Annotated in this window: 23 protein-coding genes, 1 tRNA gene and 1 pseudogene; 22 read left to right on the top strand and 3 right to left on the bottom strand. The window is 45.3% G+C overall.

All coding sequences use genetic code 11. The features are described 5' to 3' along the window. Positions 1–154: 154 nt before the first annotated feature. A complete protein-coding gene (gene uvrB / locus C1S73_RS16405) occupies positions 155–2185 on the bottom strand; it encodes an excinuclease ABC subunit UvrB (RefSeq protein ID WP_038869344.1) in 2031 nt (676 codons plus the stop codon). Positions 2186–2744: 559 nt separating this feature from the next. Here uvrB and C1S73_RS16400 point away from each other — a divergent pair. From C1S73_RS16400 to C1S73_RS16350, 11 genes and pseudogenes are all read left to right on the top strand, one after another. After that, positions 2745–2820: transfer RNA gene (locus C1S73_RS16400), tRNA-Asn, on the top strand. A 353-nt stretch (positions 2821–3173) separates the two neighbouring features. Beyond that, complete coding sequence (pflB, locus tag C1S73_RS16395; RefSeq protein ID WP_038869343.1) at positions 3174–5471, top strand: formate C-acetyltransferase; 2298 nt, start codon at positions 3174–3176, stop codon at positions 5469–5471. A gap of 312 nt (positions 5472–5783) precedes the next feature. Next, entirely contained in the window at positions 5784–6362 is a 579-nt protein-coding gene (rsxA, locus tag C1S73_RS16390) for an electron transport complex subunit RsxA (protein ID WP_005425202.1), read from the top strand. 3 nt (positions 6363–6365) lie between these two features. Continuing rightward, positions 6366–6959, top strand: coding sequence for an electron transport complex subunit RsxB (gene rsxB, locus C1S73_RS16385; protein WP_005439677.1), 594 nt, complete (start codon positions 6366–6368; stop codon positions 6957–6959). 8 nt (positions 6960–6967) lie between these two features. After that, on the top strand, positions 6968–9817 hold the full coding sequence (gene rsxC / locus C1S73_RS16380; RefSeq protein ID WP_038869342.1) for an electron transport complex subunit RsxC: 2850 nt from the start codon (positions 6968–6970) through the stop codon (positions 9815–9817). After that, positions 9817–10863, top strand: coding sequence for an electron transport complex subunit RsxD (rsxD, locus tag C1S73_RS16375; RefSeq protein WP_038869340.1), 1047 nt, complete (start codon positions 9817–9819; stop codon positions 10861–10863). The genes rsxC and rsxD overlap by 1 nt, the downstream gene beginning before the upstream one ends. Before the next feature lie 7 nt (positions 10864–10870). After that, entirely contained in the window at positions 10871–11509 is a 639-nt protein-coding gene (gene rsxG, locus C1S73_RS16370; protein ID WP_005536427.1) for an electron transport complex subunit RsxG, read from the top strand. Next, positions 11502–12194 carry an electron transport complex subunit E gene (locus tag C1S73_RS16365; RefSeq protein ID WP_005439683.1) on the top strand — a complete coding sequence of 231 codons (693 nt, stop codon included), beginning with the start codon at positions 11502–11504 and terminating at the stop codon, positions 12192–12194. The genes rsxG and C1S73_RS16365 overlap by 8 nt, the downstream gene beginning before the upstream one ends. Before the next feature lie 79 nt (positions 12195–12273). After that, positions 12274–12915: an endonuclease III gene (gene nth, locus C1S73_RS16360; protein WP_038869338.1), complete on the top strand. Its 642-nt coding sequence runs from the start codon at positions 12274–12276 to the stop codon at positions 12913–12915. Between the two features lie 31 nt (positions 12916–12946). Further along, positions 12947–13363: a lactoylglutathione lyase gene (gene gloA / locus C1S73_RS16355; protein WP_020196364.1), complete on the top strand. Its 417-nt coding sequence runs from the start codon at positions 12947–12949 to the stop codon at positions 13361–13363. A gap of 139 nt (positions 13364–13502) precedes the next feature. Next, a pseudogene (locus C1S73_RS16350) lies at positions 13503–13938 on the top strand (DUF2753 domain-containing protein). Between the two features lie 112 nt (positions 13939–14050). Here the strand turns inward: C1S73_RS16350 and motY are convergent. Continuing rightward, entirely contained in the window at positions 14051–14932 is an 882-nt protein-coding gene (gene motY / locus C1S73_RS16345; RefSeq protein WP_038869337.1) for a flagellar protein MotY, read from the bottom strand. Between the two features lie 307 nt (positions 14933–15239). Here motY and rnt point away from each other — a divergent pair, with 307 nt between their 5' ends. Together rnt and C1S73_RS16335 are read left to right on the top strand one after the other, a co-directional pair. Beyond that, positions 15240–15884: a ribonuclease T gene (rnt, locus tag C1S73_RS16340; RefSeq protein ID WP_038869335.1), complete on the top strand. Its 645-nt coding sequence runs from the start codon at positions 15240–15242 to the stop codon at positions 15882–15884. A 28-nt stretch (positions 15885–15912) separates the two neighbouring features. Beyond that, a complete protein-coding gene (locus tag C1S73_RS16335; RefSeq protein ID WP_038869333.1) occupies positions 15913–17238 on the top strand; it encodes a Na+/H+ antiporter family protein in 1326 nt (441 codons plus the stop codon). 106 nt (positions 17239–17344) lie between these two features. Here C1S73_RS16335 and C1S73_RS16330 read toward each other — a convergent pair whose 3' ends face one another. Further along, positions 17345–17974, bottom strand: coding sequence for a DsbA family protein (locus tag C1S73_RS16330; RefSeq protein WP_038869332.1), 630 nt, complete (start codon positions 17972–17974; stop codon positions 17345–17347). Between the two features lie 891 nt (positions 17975–18865). On the opposite strand from C1S73_RS16330, the gene C1S73_RS27910 reads away from it, so the two are divergent. Genes C1S73_RS27910 through C1S73_RS16290 form a run of 9 tightly spaced genes read left to right on the top strand, consistent with a single transcriptional unit; the run spans position 18866 to position 24120 of the window. Next, positions 18866–19027 (top strand): hypothetical protein, encoded by a 162-nt coding sequence (locus tag C1S73_RS27910; RefSeq protein ID WP_167391663.1) that lies wholly within the window; start codon positions 18866–18868, stop codon positions 19025–19027. Positions 19028–19032: 5 nt separating this feature from the next. After that, the gene (locus tag C1S73_RS16325) at positions 19033–19215 is read left to right on the top strand and encodes a TraY domain-containing protein (protein WP_038869329.1); all 183 of its coding nucleotides are present in this window, start codon (positions 19033–19035) and stop codon (positions 19213–19215) included. A gap of 48 nt (positions 19216–19263) precedes the next feature. Continuing rightward, positions 19264–19623 carry a TraY domain-containing protein gene (locus C1S73_RS16320; RefSeq protein ID WP_038869328.1) on the top strand — a complete coding sequence of 120 codons (360 nt, stop codon included), beginning with the start codon at positions 19264–19266 and terminating at the stop codon, positions 19621–19623. Next, on the top strand, positions 19613–20215 hold the full coding sequence (locus C1S73_RS16315) for a lytic transglycosylase domain-containing protein (protein ID WP_038869325.1): 603 nt from the start codon (positions 19613–19615) through the stop codon (positions 20213–20215). The genes C1S73_RS16320 and C1S73_RS16315 overlap by 11 nt, the downstream gene beginning before the upstream one ends. Before the next feature lie 14 nt (positions 20216–20229). Beyond that, on the top strand, positions 20230–20547 hold the full coding sequence (locus C1S73_RS16310) for a hypothetical protein (RefSeq protein ID WP_038869324.1): 318 nt from the start codon (positions 20230–20232) through the stop codon (positions 20545–20547). Positions 20548–20549: 2 nt separating this feature from the next. Then, positions 20550–20921: a hypothetical protein gene (locus C1S73_RS16305; RefSeq protein WP_050566705.1), complete on the top strand. Its 372-nt coding sequence runs from the start codon at positions 20550–20552 to the stop codon at positions 20919–20921. Further along, the gene (locus tag C1S73_RS16300; protein ID WP_050566704.1) at positions 20884–23214 is read left to right on the top strand and encodes a VirB4 family type IV secretion/conjugal transfer ATPase; all 2331 of its coding nucleotides are present in this window, start codon (positions 20884–20886) and stop codon (positions 23212–23214) included. The genes C1S73_RS16305 and C1S73_RS16300 overlap by 38 nt, the downstream gene beginning before the upstream one ends. 2 nt (positions 23215–23216) lie before the next feature. Further along, positions 23217–23879, top strand: coding sequence for a type IV secretion system protein (locus C1S73_RS16295; RefSeq protein WP_038869322.1), 663 nt, complete (start codon positions 23217–23219; stop codon positions 23877–23879). Between the two features lie 13 nt (positions 23880–23892). Continuing rightward, positions 23893–24120: an EexN family lipoprotein gene (locus C1S73_RS16290; protein WP_038869320.1), complete on the top strand. Its 228-nt coding sequence runs from the start codon at positions 23893–23895 to the stop codon at positions 24118–24120. The last annotated feature ends 3 nt before the right edge of the window (positions 24121–24123 follow it).

Raw genomic sequence — 24123 nt, 5'->3', positions numbered from 1 at the left:
GGGTCACCTAGCCAACTGACGTTGTTAGTGAACGATATGTTCACAAAACAAGCCAATAGACCCGACTGCCTATTGGCTTCTTTTTTGTCTGTTTTTTTGGGGGAAATATAAAACCCAAATACAAATGCACTCGGGTTTTGGTAGGTCTAAAGAGTTAACTATTGGCAATAAACTGCGCTCGTAGTTTCTCTATCTCATCGCGTTTTTGTGCAGCCAATTCAAACTCAAGATCTTGAGCATGTTGATACATCGCAGCTTCTAAACGACTGATCTCTTTTTCCAATTGCTGTGGTGACATCACGTCGTAAGACTGCGAAGGTTCTGCCACCTTAGATAATGGTACCTGCTTGGTATTACGCTGGCGCTTAGATTTAGTAATATCACCCAATTCCATGATGTCTTTGATATTGCGTTTCAGAGGCTGAGGCTCAATACCCATCTCTGCGTTGTAAGCTTTCTGTTTCTCACGACGACGATCCGTTTCATCCATTGCTTTTTTCATCGATTTTGTAATCGAGTCTGCATACAAAATCGCTCGACCTTCGATATTTCGTGCCGCACGGCCAATGGTCTGAATCAAAGAACGCTCTGAACGTAAGAAGCCCTCTTTATCCGCATCAAGAATCGCCACCAGTGATACCTCTGGCATATCAAGACCTTCTCGTAACAAGTTGATCCCAACCAGCACATCAAACTCACCCAAACGCAGATCTCGAATGATCTCGACTCGCTCGACAGTATCGATGTCTGAGTGAAGGTAACGCACTCGAACATCATGCTCATGCAGGTATTCCGTTAAGTCTTCTGCCATACGTTTGGTTAGTGTAGTTACCAAGACACGCTCATCTTTAGCCGCTCTAATTCGAATTTCAGACAACAAGTCATCGACCTGAGTTGCCACTGGGCGAACTTCCAATTCAGGATCAAGCAGACCCGTTGGGCGCACGACTTGATCGGCAATTTCATCTGCAGATTTTTCTAATTCGTAATTGCCTGGAGTTGCCGACACGAAAATAGTTTGTGGTGAGATCGACTCAAATTCCTCAAATTTCATCGGACGATTGTCTAAAGCAGAAGGTAAACGGAAGCCAAATTCCACCAGCGTTTCTTTACGCGAACGGTCGCCTTTATACATGGCACCGATTTGCGGAACCGTCACGTGCGACTCGTCGATGATCAACAAACCATCGTGAGGCAAGTAATCAAATAGTGTCGGTGGCGGCTCACCCTCGGCACGACCACTCAAGTAACGAGAGTAGTTTTCGATACCTGAACAGAAACCCAATTCGTTCATCATCTCAATATCGAATTGAGTACGTTGGCTGATACGCTGTTCTTCCAACAACTTGTTATTGTCTAGTAGTTGTTTCTTACGAACTTCTAACTCAACTTTAATACTTTCAATTGCATCTAAAATACGCTCGCGTGGCGTAACATAGTGCGTTTTAGGATAAATGGTGTAACGAGGTAAATCGCGTTGCTTTACGACCCCAGTCAATGGATCAAATACGCTAATGCAATCCACTTCATCATCAAACATTTCTACACGTACAGCATCTTGATCTGACTCGGCTGGGAAGATGTCAATCACCTCACCACGAACACGGAACTGACCGCGTTCAAATGCGACGTCATTGCGTGAGTATTGCAACTCTGCAAGGCGGCGTAGCATATCGCGCTGATCAATCACATCACCGCGACGCAGGTGCAACATCATTTGTAGATACGATTCAGGGTCACCCAAACCATAGATAGCCGATACCGACGCGACAATAATGGCATCTTTACGTTCTAGTAGTGCTTTTGTAGCGGACAAACGCATTTGTTCAATGTGCGCGTTAACTGACGCGTCTTTCTCTATGAAGGTATCCGTGGTCGGAACATACGCTTCCGGTTGGTAGTAGTCATAGTACGAAACAAAATACTCCACCGCGTTATTGGGGAAGAAAGACTTCATTTCACCATACAACTGAGCAGCAAGTGTTTTATTGGGGGCGAGTAGAATCGCTGGTCGTTGCGCTTCTGCAATAACATTCGCTAATGTAAATGTTTTACCAGACCCCGTTACACCTAAGAGTGTTTGGTGGGCAAGACCGGAATCTAACCCTTCTAGCAACTGCTTGATGGCTGTTGGTTGATCACCAGATGGTTGATAATCAGAGACCAGTTCATAAACTTTACTCATACCCTTCCTCAAAATTACTGCACTTTGGCTGTATATATATACACCTTCAAAGATGAAATCTACGTCTATCTATGATTTATAGCTCATTACTATTAAATTTTGTGCTTTCTCTACTTTGATCTAGCCTTATTTAACACGTTCTGATATAGTCTTCCGCCCTAGGCGATGAAGCGTCTGCACTCATCACGTTATAATTTCCACAAGTTTTCCCCAAAAAACACAAAAATCATCCTTTATCCCCAAAAGTGTAAATTTTATCCACTTTAATTGATTTCATAGCAAATTTAATAAATCACTGTTTTACTTGACTAATCAGTGAATATTCTCGCGTAAAAATTCACACAAAACACACCCAGTTGCATAACAATGATCTTTACTCAGATCTCATCAACATAGTTATCCACAATTTTGGTGGATAACTAACTCCAGCCCTTTACTGGCAAGGAGTACAAAAAAGTAAAGATGTAAAAACTAACTTTTTTGCTCAAAATGTGTTTTTTGGGTGTTGACAGCTTTGTGGGTGCTCGGTAAGATTCGTCCCGCTTTCAAGCAAAGCAATTCCTCCTTAGCTCAGTTGGTAGAGCGACGGACTGTTAATCCGCAGGTCGCTGGTTCGAGCCCAGCAGGAGGAGCCAAATTCCCGAAAAGCCCAGTTGAAAAACTGGGCTTTTTTCGTATCTAAATTCAACGGCTCAGCACCAATAAACGCCTCAGAGCATCTCGTCGCCAGTACCGCCTTCACTAACTCTAGCGCAACGTTCCTTTTTAAATTCCGCCTTTATTTTCTATTCTTAGAGATTTATTTCTTCTTTTTGGCCTTAAAAAAATTAAACCATTGATTTTTAAGTAAATGCAAAATAATCATTAAAAAAATGAAAAGCATTCATTTTACTCATACAGATTAAATCCATACGATTGACAGGGTTAAGAATGGTTCCGTCCTACTCGTCGCCTCCATTCTATTTATCAATAACTTAGGGATTTACTTATGACTATTCCGACGACTGATATGCTAGACGCATGGGCTGGATTCGCTGCTGGTGAGTGGCAAAACTCTGTCAACACTCGTGACTTCATCCAAAAAAACTACACACCCTATGAGGGAGACGAGTCCTTCTTAGCCGAGGTTAGCGCATCCACTTCAGCATTATGGAACCAAGTGCTTGAAGGCATTAAACAAGAAAGCCGCACACACGCTCCCGTTGATTTCGATACCGATCTGCCATCAACGATTACTTCTCACGATGCGGGTTACATCAACAAAGATCTGGAAAAGATCGTTGGCTTACAAACCGATCAGCCTCTAAAACGTGCAATCATCGCTAATGGTGGTATTCGCATGGTGAAAAACTCGTGCGAAGTTTATGGCCGCGAATTGGATCCAACAGTCGAAAAGATCTTCACTGAGTACCGTAAAACTCACAACAAAGCGTGTTTCGACCTTTACACCAAAGAAATCCTAGCGTGTCGTAAATCAGGCATCATCACTGGCCTTCCTGATGCCTATGGCCGTGGTCGTATCATTGGTGACTACCGCCGTATCGCCCTTTACGGTATCGACTTCTTAAAAGCGGACAAAAAAGAGCAATACAACTCGACACAAACGTTCCTAGAGCGCGGTGGCGATCTTGAGAAAACGCTTCGTCTACGTGAAGAAATTGCAGACCAAGTTCAAGCACTTGAAGACATTCGTCAAATGGGTTTGAAATACGGAATTGATATGTCGCTACCTGCAAAAACAGCGCAAGAAGCGATTCAATTTACCTACTTTGGTTACTTGGCGGCAGTTAAGTCTCAAAATGGCGCAGCAATGTCATTGGGTCGTACATCAACTTTCCTAGATGTTTACCTAGAACGTGATATCGCAAATGGCTTGATTGATGAATCGCAAGCGCAAGAGATGATCGACCACTTCATCATGAAACTGCGCATGGTTCGCTTCCTTCGTACACCAGAATACGATTCATTGTTCTCTGGCGACCCAATCTGGGCAACAGAAGCAATGGCAGGTATGGGGGTTGATGGCCGTACACTAGTATCTAAAACGACATTCCGATACTTACATACGCTACACACTATGGGCCCTGCTCCTGAGCCAAACATGACGATTCTTTGGTCAGAGCAATTGCCAGAAGCGTTCAAGCAATACGCTGCAAAAGTATCGATTGATACCTCTTCTGTTCAATACGAAAACGACGATCTAATGCGTCCTGATTTCGATAATGATGACTACGCGATTGCATGTTGTGTGAGCCCGCAGATTGTTGGTCAGCACATGCAGTTCTTTGGTGCACGCGCCAACCTTGCAAAAGCGCTGCTTTACACCATCAATGGTGGTATCGATGAAAAATCAAAAGCGCAAGTGGGTCCGGTAGTGGACAAAGTTCAAGATGAAATTCTCGACTTTGACGCGCTAATGCCACGCTTCGACAACATGTTGGAATGGCTAGCAACGCAATACGTCACAGCGTTGAACATCATCCATTACTCGCATGACCGTTACAGCTACGAAGCATCACTGATGGCATTGATGGATCGCGACGTGCACCGCACTATGGCGTGTGGTATTGCAGGTCTGTCTGTTGTCGCTGACTCTTTGGCGGCAATTAAATACGCGACCGTGAAGCCTGTTCGTGATGAAGATGGCATCGCCGTTGATTTTGAAATCGAAGGTGATTATCCAAAATTTGGTAACAACGATGCCCGTGTTGATGACATCGCTTGTGATCTGGTTGAGCGCTTCATGAAGAAAATTCAGAAGATGCACACCTACCGCGAAGCAGTGCCAACTCAATCGATCCTAACGATCACATCTAACGTGGTTTACGGCAAAAAAACGGGTAATACACCAGATGGCCGTCGCTCAGGTATGCCTTTTGGCCCGGGTGCAAACCCAATGCACGGTCGTGATGAAAAAGGGGCGGTTGCGTCTTTGGCATCGGTTTCTAAACTGCCGTTTGCTTACGCGAAAGATGGTATTTCTTACACCTTCTCAATTGTGCCTAACGCATTGGGTAAAGATGAATTAAGTCAGAAGAAAAACCTAGCCGCGCTAATGGATGGTTACTTCCATCACGAAGCGAGCAACGAGGGCATTGCGATTGAAGGTGGCCAACACCTTAACGTCAACGTTCTTAACCGAGAGATGTTATTGGATGCGGTTGAACATCCAGAGAAATACCCTCAGTTGACGATTCGAGTGTCCGGCTACGCGGTACGTTTTAACTCGCTAACTCGAGAGCAACAACAAGACGTGATCAGCCGAACTTTCACAGAAAAACTGTAATCGCGAGATTGTAAAATAATCAAAGCTCATGCCTCTAACTCATTAGGGGTATGAGCTTTTGTCGTTTCTGGCAAACCATACGAAGTGATACAAAAACCATCAACAACGCGTGCGTTAAATCAGTGGCGGTAATTGCGTTTTTCTTTGTTAACAACCATTCACCAAACTTTTCAATTTCTTATTAATTCATCCGCTCACATCACATACACGTATAATTTTCCATCGGGTGCATAAAACCACACCGTTCTCTGGTTGTTATTGGTGTCACAAAACACGATAATATTGGGATCGGATTTTAAGAACGTAATAACTATGACCGAATATATTTTGTTGTTGGTCGGCACTGTGCTGGTGAACAACTTTGTACTGGTGAAGTTTTTAGGCTTGTGTCCTTTTATGGGCGTGTCTAAAAAACTGGAAACAGCAATTGGCATGGGCTTAGCTACAACTTTTGTACTAACGCTCGCGTCTGTGTGTGCATACTTGGTGGAAAGCTATGTTTTGCGTCCACTGGGCATCGAATATCTACGAACCATGAGCTTTATTTTGGTGATCGCTGTTGTTGTACAGTTCACCGAAATGGTCGTGCACAAAACCAGCCCAACGCTGTATCGTCTGTTGGGTATCTTCCTACCTCTGATCACAACGAACTGTGCGGTTCTGGGTGTTGCTCTGCTTAACATCAACGAGAACCACAACTTTATCGAATCGATCATTTATGGTTTTGGCGCAGCGGTTGGCTTCTCTTTGGTACTGATCCTATTTGCGTCAATGCGTGAACGTATTGCCGCTGCTGACGTACCTGTGCCATTTAAAGGCGCATCGATTGCGATGATCACCGCAGGCCTGATGTCTCTTGCCTTTATGGGCTTTACAGGTTTGGTGAAGTAAACGATGAGTACGATTTTAATTGCGATCATCGCTCTTGCTGCCCTTGCCGCTGTATTTGGGGCCATACTTGGTTTTGCATCGATTCGCTTCAAAGTCGAAGCGGACCCGATTGTCGATCAAATCGATTCTATTCTTCCTCAAACTCAGTGTGGCCAATGTGGCTACCCGGGTTGTCGTCCATACGCAGAAGCAATCGCGAATGGCGATAAAATCAATAAATGTCCTCCAGGTGGTCAAGCAACCATTGAAAAACTGGCGGACCTAATGGGCGTTGAAGCGGAAGAGTCGGCACACGATCTCGACAGCAAAGTCAAAACCGTTGCTTTCATTCATGAAGACATGTGTATCGGTTGTACCAAGTGTATTCAAGCGTGTCCTGTCGATGCGATTGTTGGTGGTACTAAAGCCCTTCATACCGTTATCAAAGACGAGTGTACCGGTTGTGACTTGTGCGTTGCGCCTTGTCCAACTGACTGTATTGAAATGATTCCTGTGGAAACTACCACAGAGAGCTGGAAGTGGAAGCTTAACGCTATTCCAGTAGTTAACATTACGGATGCTGCCAATGCAGCGAACGTGACTGATTCAATTAAATAAGGTTTCGTATGTTGTCTTTGATTGAACAAATTCGTACTGGTTCGCTATGGGATTTCCCAGGCGGCGTGCATCCGGCAGAAAACAAAAAGCAATCCAACAAAACTGAATTGGTTCATGCAGCCATTCCGTCGGAAATCGTCCTACCTCTGAAACAACACATCGGTAAAGCAGGTAATCTATTGATCGCTGTTGGTGACACAGTGTTGAAAGGTCAACAGCTAACGGCATCAGACAGTGGTTTCACCGTTCCTGTTCATGCGCCAACTTCTGGGCAAGTGACAGCTATTGAGCCACGAACCGTCGCTCACCCATCGGGTTTAAGCGAACTGTGCGCAGTGATTACGCCAGATGGTAACGATACTTGGTGTGAGAAAACGCCAGTTGCCGATTACACCCAAGAATCTGCAGATGCGTTAATCGATGTGATTCGCCTTGCTGGTATCTCGGGCATGGGTGGCGCAGGCTTCCCAACGGCTAAGAAGATCCAATCGGGTATAGCGCGTACCGAAATTCTTATCGTTAACGCGGCTGAATGTGAACCTTACATCACCGCCGATGACAAACTCATGCAGGAGCATGCGGACGAACTGATCCAAGGGATCGAGATCGTCGAGCATATCCTTAAGCCAAAACTGACCATCATTGGTATTGAAGATAACAAGCCAGCAGCAATCAAAGCGCTGGAACAAGCGGCGATGAACAAAGACATCGTGATCCGCGTTATCCCAACCAAATACCCTTCTGGTGGTGAGAAGCAGCTCATCAAGATTTTGACCAACAAAGAAGTTCCTAGCGGCGCTATCCCCGCAGATATTGGCATCCTGGTTCAAAACGTTGGTTCTCTCTACTCAATTAAACGTGCAGTGATCGATGGCGAACCTGTAGTAAATCGCATCGTGACTCTGACGGGTAAGACCTTCAAGCAGCCACGTAACGTTTGGACGCTACTTGGTACGCCAGTACAAGCACTGTTAGACGAGTTTGGCTACAAAGCAGATAAGAAACTGCAGCGCTTGATCATGGGTGGTCCAATGATGGGCTTTACACTCCCCCACGCTCAGGTTCCTATCACTAAAACGGCAAACTGTATTCTGGCACCGAAGCGTCGTGAGATCGCCTCTGACCAATACGAAATGGAATGTATCCGTTGTAGCCAATGTGCGGAAGCGTGCCCTGCATCGCTATTGCCACAGCAGCTCCAGTGGTATGCAAAAAGCCAAGAATACGAAAAGCTGGAAGAACTGAACCTTAAAGATTGTATTGAATGTGGCGCGTGTGCATTTGTGTGCCCAAGTGAAATTCCATTGGTTCAATACTATCGTCAAGCGAAAGCTGAAATTCGTACACGCGCTCAAGAAGCGGCAGCAGCTGAACGAGCTAAGCTGCGCTTTGAAGAGAAGAAAGCGCGTATGGAACGCGAAAAAGCAGAACGTGAAAATCGCTTTAAGAAAGCCGCGGATGATCGTCGTAAAGACATGAAAGCCTCTGGCGGTGACGATGCGATTGCGGCAGCCATCGCTCGCGTGAAAGCACAAAAAGAGAATACTGAAGCGAAAGCCGAGCCAGCAGTGAAACCAGCGGTTGCAGCCGCGATTGCCAAAGCAAAAGCGAAACAAGCTGCAGCGGCTCAATCTGGCGCAGCCGAGCCTGATAACTCAGAAATGGCGAAGCTACGCGAAGAACGCAAACGTCTTGCTCGCGAACGCAAAGCGCAAAAAGAACAAGGCGACGCATCTACGGATAATGCTGACGACAAGAAGTCAGCGGTTGCAGCAGCGATCGCCCGCGCTAAGGCGAAGAAAGCTCAACAAGAAGACGCATCAACACCTGCTGAAGGCGGTGGCAAGAAAGCGGCCGTCGCGGCAGCTATCGCCAGAGCTAAAGCGAAAAAAGCACAACAAGAAGATTCGACCGAATCTGTAGAAACGAAAGCTCCTGCTGAACGAGCTGAAGATCCGAAAAAAGCCGCTGTTGCCGCAGCCATTGCTCGTGCAAAAGCGCGCAAAGCTCAGCAAGATGACTCTACGGAATCTGCAGAAGCGGAAACACCAGCAGAACAATCTGAAGATCCAAAGAAAGCTGCAGTTGCCGCTGCTATTGCTCGCGCTAAGGCACGTAAAACTCAGCAAGACGGTTCTACTGAATCTGCAGAAACGGATGCGCCTGCTGAACCAGCAGAAGATCCAAAGAAAGCTGCTGTTGCTGCTGCCATTGCTCGTGCTAAAGCGCGTAAAGCTCAACAAGAAGGCTCTACTGAATCTGCAGAAGCGGAAACACCTGCTGAACAAGCTGAAGATCCAAAGAAAGCCGCTGTTGCTGCTGCCATTGCTCGTGCCAAAGCACGTAAAGCTCAGCAAGAATCGCAAACAGAATCTGTTGAAGCGGAAGCTCCTTCTGAAGAATTAGAAGTCGACCCGAAGAAAGCCGCGGTTGCCGCAGCGATTGCTCGTGCTAAAGCACGTAAAGCGCAGCAAGAATCGCAAACAGAATCTGTTGAAGCGGAAGCTCCTTCTGAAGAACCAGAAGTCGATCCGAAGAAAGCCGCGGTTGCCGCAGCCATTGCTCGTGCTAAAGCACGTAAAGCACAGCAAGAAGCACAAACAAAATCTGTTGAAGCGGAAGCTCCTTCTGAAGAGCCAGAAGTGGATCCAAAGAAAGCTGCTGTTGCCGCAGCCATTGCTCGTGCCAAAGCACGTAAAGCTCAGCAAGAAGCACAAACAGAATCTGTTGAAGAAACGCCTTCTGAAGAGCCGGAAGTGGATCCAAAGAAAGCTGCTGTTGCCGCAGCCATTGCGCGCGCCAAAGCACGTAAAGCTCAGCAAGAAGCGAATAAGAACAATACTGAGGAGAACGAGTAATGTCGTTTTTTATTGCCAGTTCACCACACGCTCACAGCCGTCGCAGCACGCCTGATTTGATGAAATGGGTAGCTCTGTGCGCTATTCCTGGCTTAGTAGCTCAAACCTACTTCTTTGGTTGGGGCACCATCATTCAACTTGTGTTCGCTATTGCTGTCGCAGTGTCACTTGAAGCATTAGTCATGCTTGTACGTAAGCGCTCTCCAATGCGTGCGCTGCGTGATAACAGTGCCATCGTGACAGCATGGTTATTGGCTGTGGCAATCCCACCATGGTCTCCTTGGTGGATCATGGTTATCGGTTTGATTTTTGCCATCGTTATTGCAAAGCACTTATACGGTGGTATTGGCCAAAACCTATTTAACCCGGCGATGGTCGCTTACGTTGTATTGCTTATCTCCTTCCCTGTCCAAATGACAAGTTGGAGCGCGCCTGTTTCATTGATGTCTGAGCATGTGACTTTTGCAGATGCGTTGTCTCTGATCTTCACTGGCTATGACTTTGATGGTTTGTCGCTGCAACAAGTTCGTGCCGGCGTGGATGGCGTAACAATGGCAACCCCATTAGATGCATTCAAAACTGGTATTCATACTGGTGCAACACCAAGTGAGGTGCTTTCACAACCAATGTTTGGTGGACTTGCGGGTATCGGTTGGCAATGGGTAAACCTAGCTTACTTGGTTGGTGGCCTAGTGATGATCAAAAAACGCATCATCCAATGGTACATTCCTGTTGGTTTCCTAGGTAGCTTGGTACTGTTTAGTACCGTGTTTAGCTTGATCATGCCGGGAGAAACCGCGTCACCAATCTTCCACCTACTTTCAGGTGCAACGATGTTAGGTGCGTTCTTTATCGCAACTGATCCTGTTTCAGCATCAACGACCGTGAAAGGTCGCTTGATTTTCGGTGCTCTGATCGGTGCGTTGGTATTCATTATTCGTAGTTGGGGTGGCTTCCCAGATGGTGTTGCGTTCGCCGTTCTGCTTGCCAATATGTGTGTACCGTTGATCGACTACTACACCAAACCAAGAACTTACGGTCACTGAGGTAAACATGTTAACCGCTATTAGAAAAAATGGTCTGACATTGGCGATCTTCGCCTGTGCAACAACCGGTCTTGTGGCACTGACTCAGTACCTAACAAAAGATCAAATTAAGCTTCAGGAACAAAAGCAATTGCTGTCGGTTCTTAACCAAGTGATTCCGGAAGAAATGCATGACAACAATCTTGTTGCGGCATGTACTATGGTATCTGCGCCCGATCTAGGTACGGTTCGCTCGATGCCAACTTACATTGCTACCAAAGATGGTCAACCAACGGCAATGGCAATTGAGTCTATCGCACCAGATGGCTACAACGGTGAAATCAAAATCATCACCGGCATCGATAACCAAGGCAAGATCCTTGGTACTCGTATCCTAAGCCATCAAGAAACGCCGGGATTGGGTGATAAAATTGATTTACGCGTTACGGATTGGATCTTGAGCTTCACCGGTAAGCAAGTGACAGAAAGTAACTGGAATTCTTGGCGAGTTCGTAAAGATGGTGGCGATTTCGATCAGTTTACTGGCGCAACCATTACCCCTCGTGCGGTAGTGAAAGCGGTGAGAAACACAGTAAACTACGTAAATAAGTCTCGTGATGAGATTCTGAATCAGCCCCTAGACTGCGCAGGAGGCAACCATGAGTGAAAATAAACTGCTAATGAAAAACGGCATGTGGAGCAATAACCCTGCCCTAGTGCAACTTCTGGGTTTGTGTCCTCTACTTGCGGTTTCTTCGACCATTACCAACGCCCTTGGTCTGGGTATTGCGACTTTGTTGGTGCTTGTCGGCTCTAACTTGACGGTTTCACTGATTCGTAACTACGTACCAAAAGAAATCCGTATTCCGGTTTTCGTTATGATCATCGCAGCCTTGGTAACTTGTGTTCAACTCTTGATGAACGCTTATGCCTACGGACTGTATCTATCTCTGGGTATCTTCATCCCATTGATCGTAACCAACTGTATTATCATCGGCCGTGCGGAAGCTTACGCATCGAAGAATGATCCATTACCAGCAGCATTGGATGGTTTCTGGATGGGTCTTGGTATGACAACCGTATTAGTTGTACTTGGCGCTATGCGTGAACTTATCGGCAACGGCACCTTATTCGATGGTGCAGACCTATTATTGGGTGACTGGGCTGCGGCACTGCGTATTCAAGTTTTCCACTTCGATAGCAGCTTCTTACTGGCATTATTGCCGCCAGGTGCGTTTATCGGCGTAGGACTTTTGATTGCGTTGAAAAACGTTATCGACAGCTCAATTCAGGAACGTCAGCCGAAAGAAGAAAAACCAGCCATTGAGCGCGCCCGCGTAACTAACGCATAATACAAGAATTCTAAAATCAAGGCTCTACCACTCGTAGGGCCTTTTTCATAAACCGCAAAGACGGGTTTGGAAGTCAGCAATGAACAAAGTCAAAAGAATTGAAATTCTCGAACGACTCCGAGAAAACAATCCCAATCCTCAGACAGAGCTCAACTGGAGCACGCCGTTTGAGTTGCTTATCGCCGTACTGCTTTCTGCGCAGGCGACGGACGTAAGCGTAAACAAGGCAACAGACAAGCTCTACTCTGTTGCGAACACGCCTCAAGGCATTCTTGATTTGGGTGTCGATGGTTTAAAGGAATACATCAAAACCATCGGTCTGTTTAATTCAAAAGCCGAAAACACCATCAAGACTTGTAAGATCTTACTAGAGAAGCACAACAGTGAAGTACCAGAAGATCGTGCAGCACTAGAAGCTTTGCCGGGTGTCGGTCGTAAAACCGCTAACGTGGTACTGAATACCGCCTTCGGTTGGCCAACTATCGCGGTGGACACACACATCTATCGTGTTTCTAACCGTACAAAGTTTGCGATGGGTAAAACCGTCGATGACGTAGAAGAAAAACTGCTAAAAGTGGTGCCAAAAGAGTTTAAGCTTGATGTACACCACTGGCTGATCCTTCATGGTCGTTACACATGTGTGGCAAGAAAACCGCGCTGTGGTAGCTGCATCATTGAAGATCTCTGTGAATACAAAGAAAAAGTGTACCCAGACGAATAAACCCGTCTGAAACAATCGCTAGGAGCAAATAATGTCAAACGGTCGAATTCTTCACACCATGCTACGCGTGGGTGATCTAGACAAATCTATCAAGTTCTACACTGAAGTAATGGGCATGCAGCTACTTCGTACCAATGAAAATAAAGAGTACGAATACACGCTAGCATTCTTAGGTTACGGTGATGAGTCTCAAGGTGCCGTCATCGAGCTGACTTACAACTGGGGTACAACCGAGTACGACTTAGGCTCTGCATTTGGCCATATCGCAATTGGCGTAGACGATATCTACTCAACTTGTGACGCAATCAAAGCAGCAGGTGGCAATGTCACTCGTGAAGCGGGCCCAGTAAAAGGCGGAACAACGCACATCGCTTTCGTGAAAGACCCTGATGGCTACATGATCGAGCTGATCCAAAACAAGCAAGCATCAGCAGGTTTAGAGGGCTAAACCCAGCCCCATTCTGAAATGCTGTAAAAGATGACAGGCAGATCTGAGAGCTGCCTGCTCATTTATAAACAAATATCTTTACTTGATAATAATTATCGTTTAGATTTGTTCGCAACATCGATATGTGGGACAAACGATAATGATCAGTGAATGGGAAAAAACACACACTTCTAGCCGATACTGCTCTTCAACTAGATGACCCTGTTCGCAGCATTCTTCATTACCAGCAAGCCCTTAGCCTGAGTGAAGATATTAGCGAATGCGTGGAAATAGAAGCTGATGAACGCTTACTAATTTCAGTGATTTCATGCCATAACCTCGCTCAATTTTGGCGCTGGGCTGGCGATACCGAGTATGAACTCAAATATCTGCAACTCGCATCTGAAAAAGTACTCACACTGATTCCTCAGTGCCCAAACAAAGATTGCGCGAGCTTTATTGATTCGATTGGCTGCTGTACAAAAGCACTGATTGATTTTATGAAACGACATCCGAATCCAGCGATTGCAAAACAAGTCGAAAAGATTGATACGGCGACGAATTGCGAAATCATTGCTAAATTTCGCTTAAACTAGCTGAAGTGACATGAAGGTAGCAACACAAGCGCATAAGTACTTTCAACAAGAACACAGTGATATAAAAACGCCAGAGTCTGACTCTGGCGTTTTTATTTGGTTAGCATTTCAATTAAACCTGAGTTCGTCCTAGCGAAATCACCACACGGCGGTTCTTATCTTTACCAATTGGTGAGCCATTATCAGCAATTGGTCGACGCTTGCCGTAGCCCTGCACTTGAATACGATCACCCGATAAACCCAGAGATTCGAAATACGCTCTAAGTGACTCTGCTCTTCTTTCTGAAAGACTTTGACTCGCACTCTTGCCATCCGTTGAATCTGTGTAGGTTGCAACAAGGACTAAATCGATATCTTGGTTGTGACGAACATAATCAGCAATTTGAGCCAAACGCTTCTTCGACGCTTTGGTTAACTGATCGCCTTGACGTTCATAGTGAAGAATCGTAAAGGCAATATCTTCGAAACTGTACTTCAACAAGTTAGCAATACAGTTACTAAAGGCATTGTATTTGCTTTGGAACAATACCGAAGACAACGCAATTTCAATACGTTGATCACGGCTCTGCCAATCTTGGTAGCTAAATGTCGGATAGCGCCCTTTTTCTAGCTCAGACAAAATGCCCCATGCCGTTTGACCACCCACGTAACCATCGAACTGCTTAAAGAACCTAAGATTAGTGATTCGGTCCGCATGCTCTCCCGGACGCCAAGGAGGCGGCATAGAAATCAAACTAACGTTACGCGTTTCCCCCATAGGACGACGCATCTTTAGCTCAAAATCCAAATTGATCTTTTTGCTCGCACGAGACGAAAATACCGCGTCACCAAATCCAGGAATAGGATGCACAAGTTGGCATTCCAATGGCGTATTCATCACCATTTCCCATTGTGACTGTTGCGGAGTGGCAACGTAGCGTTTACCCATTGATGCAAAACTATGTGCACTGAGTAAAGATAACGCGACACCACTGGTTACAAGCCATTTATTCATCTAGGTACTATCTCTCAAACGGCACTCTATTGCCGCTTATTCGCCTGAATTAAAAACACGTGAAAGAATGCAAAAATCCCGCCAACATAAAAATAGCAACTTGATAGAAGGACTTAAGGGACGATTTGGCAAGCGCGTAAAATGGGAAATAACATCACGAGAATAACAGGTGACCTTCCCCCTTATTTTTAGTTATAAGTCTCACCCAATACGGACGAAACAGAATTCTACATTTATCCAAATTGCGGTTTTTCTCATCGATAGAATCTGCAATAATGCAGCCTTCGTCACACAAAAATAAGCCAACATGACAATAGAAAATGAAGCTCTAACCCTGAAAAAGCGTTTTCGTGGTTATTTTCCAGTGGTAGTTGACGTTGAGACCGCAGGTTTCAATGCTCAAACTGATGCACTTTTAGAAATCTGTGCCGTAACGTTGAGCATGGATGAAAACGGCGATTTGCATCCTGCCTCCACCATTCATTTTCATATCGAACCTTTTGAAGGCGCGAATTTAGAAAAAGAAGCGCTAGAATTCAACGGCATTCGTGACCCTTTTAGCCCACTCCGTGGTGCTGTCTCTGAGCAAGAAGCGCTGAAAGAAATTTATAAGTTGATCCGTAAAGAGCAAAAAGCAGAAGATTGTTCGCGTGCAATCATGGTGGCACATAACGCGGCTTTCGACTTAAGTTTTGTGAATGCAGCCAACGAACGCTGCAAACTAAAAAGAGTCCCTTTCCATCCATTTGCCACTTTTGATACCGCGACATTAAGTGGACTTGCTTATGGCCAAACTGTTCTGGCTAAAGCATGCAAAACAGCAGGGATGGACTTTGACAATCGTGAAGCACACTCTGCGCTTTACGATACACAAAAAACTGCAGAGCTATTCTGCGGCATCGTGAACAAATGGAAGGCCCTAGGCGGTTGGCCGCTTGTTAGCGAAGAATAATAAATAAACACAACATATTAGGAAAAGTATGAATCCTGTCGTTATATCTGTGTGCGTCATGCTCGTGTTAGCATTGATGCGCGTAAACGTGGTGGTTGCCCTCACGTTTAGTGCCATCGTTGGTGGCCTTGTTGCTGGTATGAGTCTTACCGATACTGTTTCTGCCTTTGAAAGCGGACTCGGCGGCGGTGCAACCATCGCATTAAGCTATGCAATGCTTGGTACATTTGCCGTTGCTATTTCTCGCTCAGGGATTACTGACCTACTTGCTAAAAGCGTTATCAAGCGCCTAAATGGCAAAGAAAGCTCTGCGTCGACTACTGGTCTTAAATACGCAGTATTGGTTGCGCTTGTCCTTGTCACCATGTCATCTCAAAACGTGATTCCGGTACACATCGCCTTTATTCCAATTTTGATTCCACCTCTTTTGGGCGTTTTCGCTAAGCTGAAGCTGGACCGTCGTTTGGTCGCTTGTGTGCTTACCTTCGGTTTGATCACGCCTTATATGATTCTACCAATCGGTTTTGGTGGCATCTTCCTAAACAACATCCTATTGAAGAACTTACATGACAATGGTCTAACAGATGTCGTGGCAAGCCAAGTACCGACAGCAATGCTGTTGCCGGGCGCAGGTATGTTGTTTGGCCTTCTGACGGCAATCTTCTTTAGCTACCGTAAACCTCGTGAATACAAAGAAACTGAACTGACCGTTGTTCAAGAATCTGAAGAGAAGCTAAATAAGAAACACATTTTGGTTGCTGGCTTGGGTATTCTTGCTGCGCTAAGCGTACAGCTATACACGGGCTCAATGATCATCGGTGCACTAGCTGGCTTTATGGTATTCACCTTCGGTGGTGTTATCGCATGGAAAGAGACGCACGATGTGTTCACTAAAGGTGTACACATGATGGCAATGATCGGCTTCATCATGATTGCAGCGGCAGGTTTTGCGGCGGTAATGAAGCAAACTGGCGGCGTTGAAACACTAGTACAATCACTATCAACAAGCATCGGCGATAACAAACCTCTAGCTGCTCTGCTTATGCTGATCGTTGGTCTATTGGTCACTATGGGCATTGGTTCATCGTTCTCTACGATTCCAATCCTTGCAACTATCTATGTCCCGCTATCACTAGCGTTCGGCTTCTCACCAATGGCAACTATCGCACTAGTCGGTACTGCTGCTGCGCTAGGTGATGCAGGCTCTCCAGCTTCTGATTCAACGTTAGGTCCAACATCGGGGCTAAATGCGGATGGCCAACACGAGCACATTTGGGAAACCGTTGTTCCGACATTTATCCACTACAACATTCCACTGATCATCTTCGGTTGGATTGCTGCAATGGTGCTGTAATCGCATCATTTGAATGGATACAATTCATTACGAAAAAGCCGCTCGAGTGAGCGGCTTTTTGTTAATTTGAATACCTACGAATAACGCTTTAGAGGCTTCAATTCAATCATTGAGCGGGCATATTATCAACGATGCGCTCTCGAATAAGCTTTAGCGTCGCCTCAGTCGATAGGTAATCAACTTCAATCGGGAAGTAAGCATCGTTGATTTGCAGTACCAAGCTTGGGTACCCGTTCACACCAAGGCTTTTTGCAAGACTCAACTGATCTTGGAACACGCCTTCTAACAAAGCGCCATCCATATCGTTTTTGAACTGTTGAACGTTCAAACCAATCTCTTTTGCCAATTGCAGGTGCGTTGCTTCTTCGTGAGGAGGAAGAGCTCGCAGGTAGTACGCATGCTGAATTGCTTCTAACATTTGCTCATAAGAATCTTGGAACCCCGCGGCGATAACCGCACGGCATGATTGGTATGTACTTCTTACTGGCGTACACAAGGTCCAGAAATCATAATTGAACTTGGTGCCAAGCTGGCGCTCGATCTGCTTCCAAATTTGTTCGATCTTTTGTTGCATTTCTGGAGGCATCGGCAGATTAGTATCTGGCGCAAGGCCACCCACCACATACTCAAACTGAATGACACCCGGCAGCTGTTGTTTCAATTTTTCAATGGTTGGTTTGTAACCCCAACACCAACTGCACATTGGGTCATGTACGTAGTAAAGCTTTATATCCACTTTAATTTTTAAACCTATAAAATCAATTAGTTAAATCAAACAATTTTAAATAGTGGCGATAATGTGGCGACGTATTTTGTTTTGTTTGCTTTGAAGTTACCTAAAGTTTAGGTGTTATCCGATAAATGATCAGCTCTTGGTACATACTCATCCAACACGAAATTTCCACCTTATACTTTATCGTTGAGAACGGTCTTGCAAGTTGTACCTCATGCTACCTCCCAAAATGAGGTTTTTACTGTATTTGTTTTGAATGTAATGCAGTCTTTAGCCTCGATTATACTTCCTAAAAAGTTGAAAAACTGCTTTATCTTAAGTATTCATCCTAAAGCCTGACAGCAAAGGCGCATACATCCATTTACCAATAGGTCGTGAGAAATACCACCGCTTAGCTTGAATTCAATTCATTCTTATCAAGGTCAGGATTATCTAAAGATTGGACTTACAACTAGTAATACACAACGCACACTCCCCCCTTCATAATCATACTTCCGACAATAGCCGACAAAGAACGACCTTAGCTTTTATTCTTATTTTATCCATAAAATACAGCAACTTAAGCAAAAACCAACACTAAAGACCGAATGTAAAAACTGTGAACTACTGTACACAAAATTGAAGTCCTTAACTTTGACACCAGCTCAAAAACATATGTATAAATATACATGTAAATATCGCTCTTTATTAATTTGTGCCTAGGCAGATAAAACGCCGCAACAGAACGTTGGAAACGTGCTCCACTGCATCAGTTTTATCGACGGGGAAGCCCCACTAAAAACTTAGTGGAGAGAAATATTCCCCAAACACACCCGACGTCTCGCAAACGGGCTGGGTTCGGTTTTGCTCTGAGCCGATGAAAGTGAAAGAGCATTCTCGTAAGGAGAAAAAGTTATGACCAACAAACTTATACAGTTTCGTTCTTATCGCTACCTAAGAACTCAATCCAAGGTCGATAAAGCAACAAAAGAACGAACGCCACATGACATTGAACTAGAACGAACACGTAATCACTTCCGACGGTTTCATGCTCGTGAGTTCTTAGCACTGAGGTAAATGAAATGCCACAAAACGCAGAGAAAGACACAACTGGAATTTGGTTCAAGATGGACTCTGAAACCAACCGAAAGCTAGAAGAATCTGCCGAGTTCAACAAGCGAACAAAACGGCAAGAAGCAAGCTTTCGTTTAAGTGACCATCTTACTAAGTTCGACCGACACATGACCCCTCGCGCTAAACCTTAGCGTTTTTTTAAACCAAAACATCCAATCTTGGGACGAAAGGAGTCTCACATGGATAATAAAGAACTCATAGAGGGCAAACTTACCCTCGACCAACAAGCATACGATCTTCTCAACCAAGCTTCTCAACGTTCTTTTCGCTCCTTAAAAAAGGAAGCTTCCCTTCGCTTAATTGACCACGTACAACGATTTCATCACAGCCCACAAAACAAGCTTGATGAGATAGTGTTTAAAACGTCCATTAAGATCCCTATTAGGGTAAGAAAAAGCGTTGTACCTTGTCTGTATCGAGGTAAATACAAAGTGAAAACCTTGGTTAATGAATATTCGATACGTTTAAAAGACCACTTAAAACGCTACCCAACCATATCAGCGGTTGGTGTCGTACAGGAGGAAAAACATGCTCCTTGAGTTGAGCGCGTTAATCCCTCTACTCAATACCTGCCAAAGCCAAGTTGACGCAAGCATCCTCAAACGTCTCATCGATAATGAAAGCTCTCGTAATCCCTACGCTATCGCCGTAATCGGAGCCAAACCTGTCAATCAACCCAAGACCAAACTTGAAGCCATTCAAATTGCAACCGATTTGGAGAAGCAAGGTTTTAAGTACAGCTTGGGATTGATGCAAATCTACAAAGAGAACTTTCCCGCCTATGGCATGACTATCGAAACCGCATTTGACACTTGTAAAAGCATTGAGGTTGGAGCGGATATATACGCTAAGTGTTACCACCGCGCAAAAGCGCAAGCACCAAACAAGGCACACCAACAACTACTTGATGATGCCGCCTCTTGTTATTACTCCAATAACTTCACACGAGGCTATCAAGGTGAAGGAGAAAAAGGACTGAGCTACGTTGAGAAGTTCAACCGAGCAAAGAAACTCCCCTCCAACACTATTTCTGAATCTTACGACTCAACCTCTGAGTCTTCTCAACCTTCAAAACCAACACCACCAAAGCAAGCCCATTCATGGGATGTCTTTGGTGACTTCTCTTATTAATAAGGAAATATTCAATGAAACCACTTAACTCAAACACTCAAGCATACAGCAACCCAACCATTGCCTTCATCGCCGTCATGCTGATTCTTTTTGGTCATCCAGCTATCGCCGCAGGAGGCTTAGATGAGGCAACGAACTGGGTAAATGAAGTTGCAGATTGGGCATACAAACTCTTAGGCGCTGCCGTCTTTGTCTACAGTATCGTCATGGTCATCTTGGCCCTGATTGAGAAAAAAACATGGGGGGATGTGGGCATCAGCATCGCTAAAGCGGCGGCGGCTGGCGGTATCGTTGCAGCAGTCACTTACGCTTGGTCTATTTGGGGAAGCTAATCATGCAAGACGAAGAACGAGATCAATACGCCAGTTATAACTCGCTGGCACGCAAACCACTCATGTTTGGCATGCCTATCATCCCTCTCATTACAGGGATGTTGTTGATGCTACTGACTGGTTGGGTTGGGCTGAGTTTCTTCGGAGTAAAAGGGCAGGTTTTTCCAGCCTTTATTGCTTTAGGGCTACTGTATATACGCATTCGTAGCGAAGAAGACAGCCGAGCCATCGATGAAATGAAATGGGAAGCAAAAGGCTTTTTAACTCGCCTTCGCTGCCAATCCATCACCATTTCATTCACTTCTATCGATAATCACCCATTCAGGAGAAAGCAACATGTCAGCGAATGGTTTAAAAACAATACCCCTGACTGACCTTCCTGCTTATGGCTATCCAATCAATCGAACCATGCTCTCTTTGGATGACGCCAAAGTCATGGCAACCATAAGCCTTAACGGAATACCTTTCGAGTCAGAATCTTACAACACGCTCAAACCTTCCTTTGAGCTCGTAAAAAACATCCTTAGCACCCTCGCCAGAAAGTACGGCAGTCAACTTGCCATTTGGACACACATCGTCAAACGCAAAGAACGCTTTGAAGCCAACTACCGCTTCAAGAGCGACTTCATGCAGCGCTTTTCTGATCGTTACTTGCAAGACTTTTCCGGAGAGGACTTTTTCAGTGTCCGGTACTACATCACCTTTGTGCTCAACTACAAAGGCACACTCATCGAAGGAGAAGATGAGCTTGGTGATATTCTCAAGACGGTTTCAGCCACATTAAAACGTTTTGATAGCAAAGCGCTTGAAGTCGGTGACGATCACCGCTGTGAACACATTGAGTTTCTTTCTTACCTACTCAACTACAACGACCAACCTAAGCCACTTACGTCAGAAAAAGTGCGCAATTATATCGGTCACAGTGATTGGCACTTTGGTCACGACTTGCTCGAAGTTCGCAACGCGAACAACGAGGCCACCAAGTTCGCCACCTTCTTCGAGCTTGATGCCCTACCAATCGCAACGGAAATGGGGATGTGGGATTTCATCTTGAGTCAACCAACCGAGTTTATTCTGACTCAGTCCATGATTTTCATGCAGTCCCTCAAAGCTCAAAAGATGATTGATAGGCAAACTAACTTCATTGAGTCCAGTGACAACGCGGAACATGAATTAGAAGAGCTGCAAGCGGCACGAGACTATGTTGCCTCCGGCGCAGTCAGCTTTGGAGACTATCATGCATCACTGGCCGTCATTGGTGATTCACCAGACAAAGTGATCATAGATAGCGCTGACTTAAATGGTCAATTCCTAGCCAAAGGCACGGTCTTAAAGCGTTCGAACCTCAAGTCTCAGTTCTCTTTTTTAAGCGCCCTTCCCGCGTCAAAGATGCGCATCAAGCCCTCACCGCGAACCATTGCTAACCTTACCTCGACATGGTCACTGCATAACTACTCAACAGGCAAAGCAACAGGCAATCCGGTTGGCGATGGCAGCGCTATCATTCCTTTAAAAACGCTGTCTAACTCCCTGTTCCACTTTAACTGTCATGCCTCGGCAATAGGCAAAAACAATACGGGAGAAAAGAGCGCAGGACACACCATGATACTCGGTGCATCTGGCTCAGGTAAAACGACACTAGAGGCCACACTTACCGGCTTTTTTACTCGCTTTGAACAGCAAATCTTTTGTATCGATTACAAACGCTCTACCGAGCTGTTTATTCGAGCGTTTGGTGGTGAATACTTTTCGATTAAGGAAGGCGAAGATACAGGCATCAACCCTTTCCAATTGGAGCTGTCGCCAAAACTCGTGAGCTTCTTGAACCGTCTTGTTTGCCGCTTGGCGCAAGACTCACAAGGCCACATCAGCGCTCATGATGAGCAGGAAATCAAAGACGCGATAGACAGCGTGATGACCTTTGACGCACCAATGCGCGGCCTCAGTATGATGTTGCAATCCATTCAAAATCCGGATTTGCGCATGAGGCTCAGCAAATGGTGTCGCAGTGAAGACGGGAAACTCGCTTGGTGTTTGGACTCACCTCATAACCAGTTCAACCCGCAAGCAATGGATCGTATTGGCTTTGATTCCACTCTGCTATTAGAGAAGGATTCGAGCGGTCATGTTCACCCTGCTAGTGAGCCCATTCTGGCCTGTTTGTTCTTCTTAAAAGAGCTAATGCAAGAGTCCGGCAAGCTACTGCAAACCATAGTGGAAGAGTTTTGGATGCCAGCGAACTTCCCTCTCACTCAAGCGGTGATGAAGCGAGCGTTAAAGACTGGACGTTTAATGAATGAGTTTATGGTGCTGTCATCACAGTCACCAGAAGATGCGATTCATTGTGAAATCTTCCCAGCCATCGTCCAACAAACAGCAACCAAAGTGTACTTGCCGAACCCTGATGCAGAGTATGACGCTTACAAGCAGTGCAACCTCACCCAAGGCGAGTTCGACAAGCTCAAGGCGCTCGATAAACAAAGCCGAACCATGCTCATTAAGCAGTCGAACACCAGTTGTTTTGCAAAGCTGGATTTAGGTGGCTTTGATGAGTTCCTACCGATTATCTCAGGCTCTACCGATGACATTGTGCTGTGTGAAACCATTCGCGCAGAAGTGGGCAATAATCCTGATTTGTGGATACCTGAACTACTGAAAAGGAGATAACCATGCTTAAACGAACCACGCTTGCCCTATGCATTGCATTGGCATTAAACGCATCAACACAAGCATCGGGTATCCCCGTTGTTGACGTTGCGGGTATCACTCAAATGGTGGTTGATAGTGCGCAGCGAGCTCAAGAGTTTACGCAGTCGATAAGCGAAGCTCGCAACCGCCTTAATCAACTCAAAAGCCAAGCGGAGCACTATAAATCAATGGTCGAAGGTCACTATGGATTCGAAGAAATTCTCAGTGACCCGAACTTAAATGATGTGATCGACCTCAGTGCATACAGTGATTTGTATGACGCGGTAGATGATATATCCGACTTACGTTCTGAATTTGGCCTTTATTCCGACGACCCCGTGATACAGAGGCGCTACGATATGCAACTGAAACAACTTCGTTTTCAGGAAATGCTTTATGAGCGCAGCACTGAACGCAACGAACGAATGAGTCGTCTACTAAGCCAGTTTGGTACTGCGACAACACCAGCGGCCAAAGAGGACTTAGCGAACAGCATCAACTTTGAAACCATGCAGATGCAAAACGAGCAGCGCATGATGGATTCAATGTCAGACATGCTAGAGCGCCAAAAACAGCTTGAAAGCGAGCAACAACTTAACAAGCAGTACAATGCCTTTACGAATGGTGATGGCATTACATTTTAATAAGGAATTACTAATGAAACAGCTATTATCCCTTCTTTTCGTGTCTGCAATTCTTACTGGTTGTGGGAATGAAACAAAAACTACCGAATATTACTCACAACACTTAGAAGAAGCTAAAACTGTTCATAGTGAGTGTGAGAAAAGCTCGGCTACGCCAACCGAGAACTGTAAAAACGCTCGAAAAGCTCTACTTGAAAATAGTTTTGACCAATTTACAAATGGGGATGGCATTTCCTATTAGGGG

Origin of the sequence: Vibrio jasicida 090810c, assembly GCF_002887615.1 — a bacterium.
GTDB classification, from domain to species: domain Bacteria; phylum Pseudomonadota; class Gammaproteobacteria; order Enterobacterales; family Vibrionaceae; genus Vibrio; species Vibrio jasicida.
The sequence above is the reverse complement of the archived record's forward strand: the minus strand, read 5'-3'. Positions and strand labels throughout refer to the sequence as shown.

What these genes read in the sequence shown, in the direction of transcription:
- uvrB (WP_038869344.1), bottom strand. Translation starts at nt 2,185, where the DNA reads ATGAGTAAAGTTTATGAACTGGTCTCTGATTATCAACCATCTGGTGAT.
- pflB (WP_038869343.1), top strand. Translation starts at nt 3,174, where the DNA reads ATGACTATTCCGACGACTGATATGCTAGACGCATGGGCTGGATTCGCT.
- rsxA (WP_005425202.1), top strand. Translation starts at nt 5,784, where the DNA reads ATGACCGAATATATTTTGTTGTTGGTCGGCACTGTGCTGGTGAACAAC.
- rsxB (WP_005439677.1), top strand. Translation starts at nt 6,366, where the DNA reads ATGAGTACGATTTTAATTGCGATCATCGCTCTTGCTGCCCTTGCCGCT.
- rsxC (WP_038869342.1), top strand. Translation starts at nt 6,968, where the DNA reads ATGTTGTCTTTGATTGAACAAATTCGTACTGGTTCGCTATGGGATTTC.
- rsxD (WP_038869340.1), top strand. Translation starts at nt 9,817, where the DNA reads ATGTCGTTTTTTATTGCCAGTTCACCACACGCTCACAGCCGTCGCAGC.
- rsxG (WP_005536427.1), top strand. Translation starts at nt 10,871, where the DNA reads ATGTTAACCGCTATTAGAAAAAATGGTCTGACATTGGCGATCTTCGCC.
- C1S73_RS16365 (WP_005439683.1), top strand. Translation starts at nt 11,502, where the DNA reads ATGAGTGAAAATAAACTGCTAATGAAAAACGGCATGTGGAGCAATAAC.
- nth (WP_038869338.1), top strand. Translation starts at nt 12,274, where the DNA reads ATGAACAAAGTCAAAAGAATTGAAATTCTCGAACGACTCCGAGAAAAC.
- gloA (WP_020196364.1), top strand. Translation starts at nt 12,947, where the DNA reads ATGTCAAACGGTCGAATTCTTCACACCATGCTACGCGTGGGTGATCTA.
- motY (WP_038869337.1), bottom strand. Translation starts at nt 14,932, where the DNA reads ATGAATAAATGGCTTGTAACCAGTGGTGTCGCGTTATCTTTACTCAGT.
- rnt (WP_038869335.1), top strand. Translation starts at nt 15,240, where the DNA reads ATGACAATAGAAAATGAAGCTCTAACCCTGAAAAAGCGTTTTCGTGGT.
- C1S73_RS16335 (WP_038869333.1), top strand. Translation starts at nt 15,913, where the DNA reads ATGAATCCTGTCGTTATATCTGTGTGCGTCATGCTCGTGTTAGCATTG.
- C1S73_RS27910 (WP_167391663.1), top strand. Translation starts at nt 18,866, where the DNA reads ATGACCAACAAACTTATACAGTTTCGTTCTTATCGCTACCTAAGAACT.
- C1S73_RS16325 (WP_038869329.1), top strand. Translation starts at nt 19,033, where the DNA reads ATGCCACAAAACGCAGAGAAAGACACAACTGGAATTTGGTTCAAGATG.
- C1S73_RS16320 (WP_038869328.1), top strand. Translation starts at nt 19,264, where the DNA reads ATGGATAATAAAGAACTCATAGAGGGCAAACTTACCCTCGACCAACAA.
- C1S73_RS16315 (WP_038869325.1), top strand. Translation starts at nt 19,613, where the DNA reads ATGCTCCTTGAGTTGAGCGCGTTAATCCCTCTACTCAATACCTGCCAA.
- C1S73_RS16310 (WP_038869324.1), top strand. Translation starts at nt 20,230, where the DNA reads ATGAAACCACTTAACTCAAACACTCAAGCATACAGCAACCCAACCATT.
- C1S73_RS16305 (WP_050566705.1), top strand. Translation starts at nt 20,550, where the DNA reads ATGCAAGACGAAGAACGAGATCAATACGCCAGTTATAACTCGCTGGCA.
- C1S73_RS16300 (WP_050566704.1), top strand. Translation starts at nt 20,884, where the DNA reads ATGTCAGCGAATGGTTTAAAAACAATACCCCTGACTGACCTTCCTGCT.
- C1S73_RS16295 (WP_038869322.1), top strand. Translation starts at nt 23,217, where the DNA reads ATGCTTAAACGAACCACGCTTGCCCTATGCATTGCATTGGCATTAAAC.
- C1S73_RS16290 (WP_038869320.1), top strand. Translation starts at nt 23,893, where the DNA reads ATGAAACAGCTATTATCCCTTCTTTTCGTGTCTGCAATTCTTACTGGT.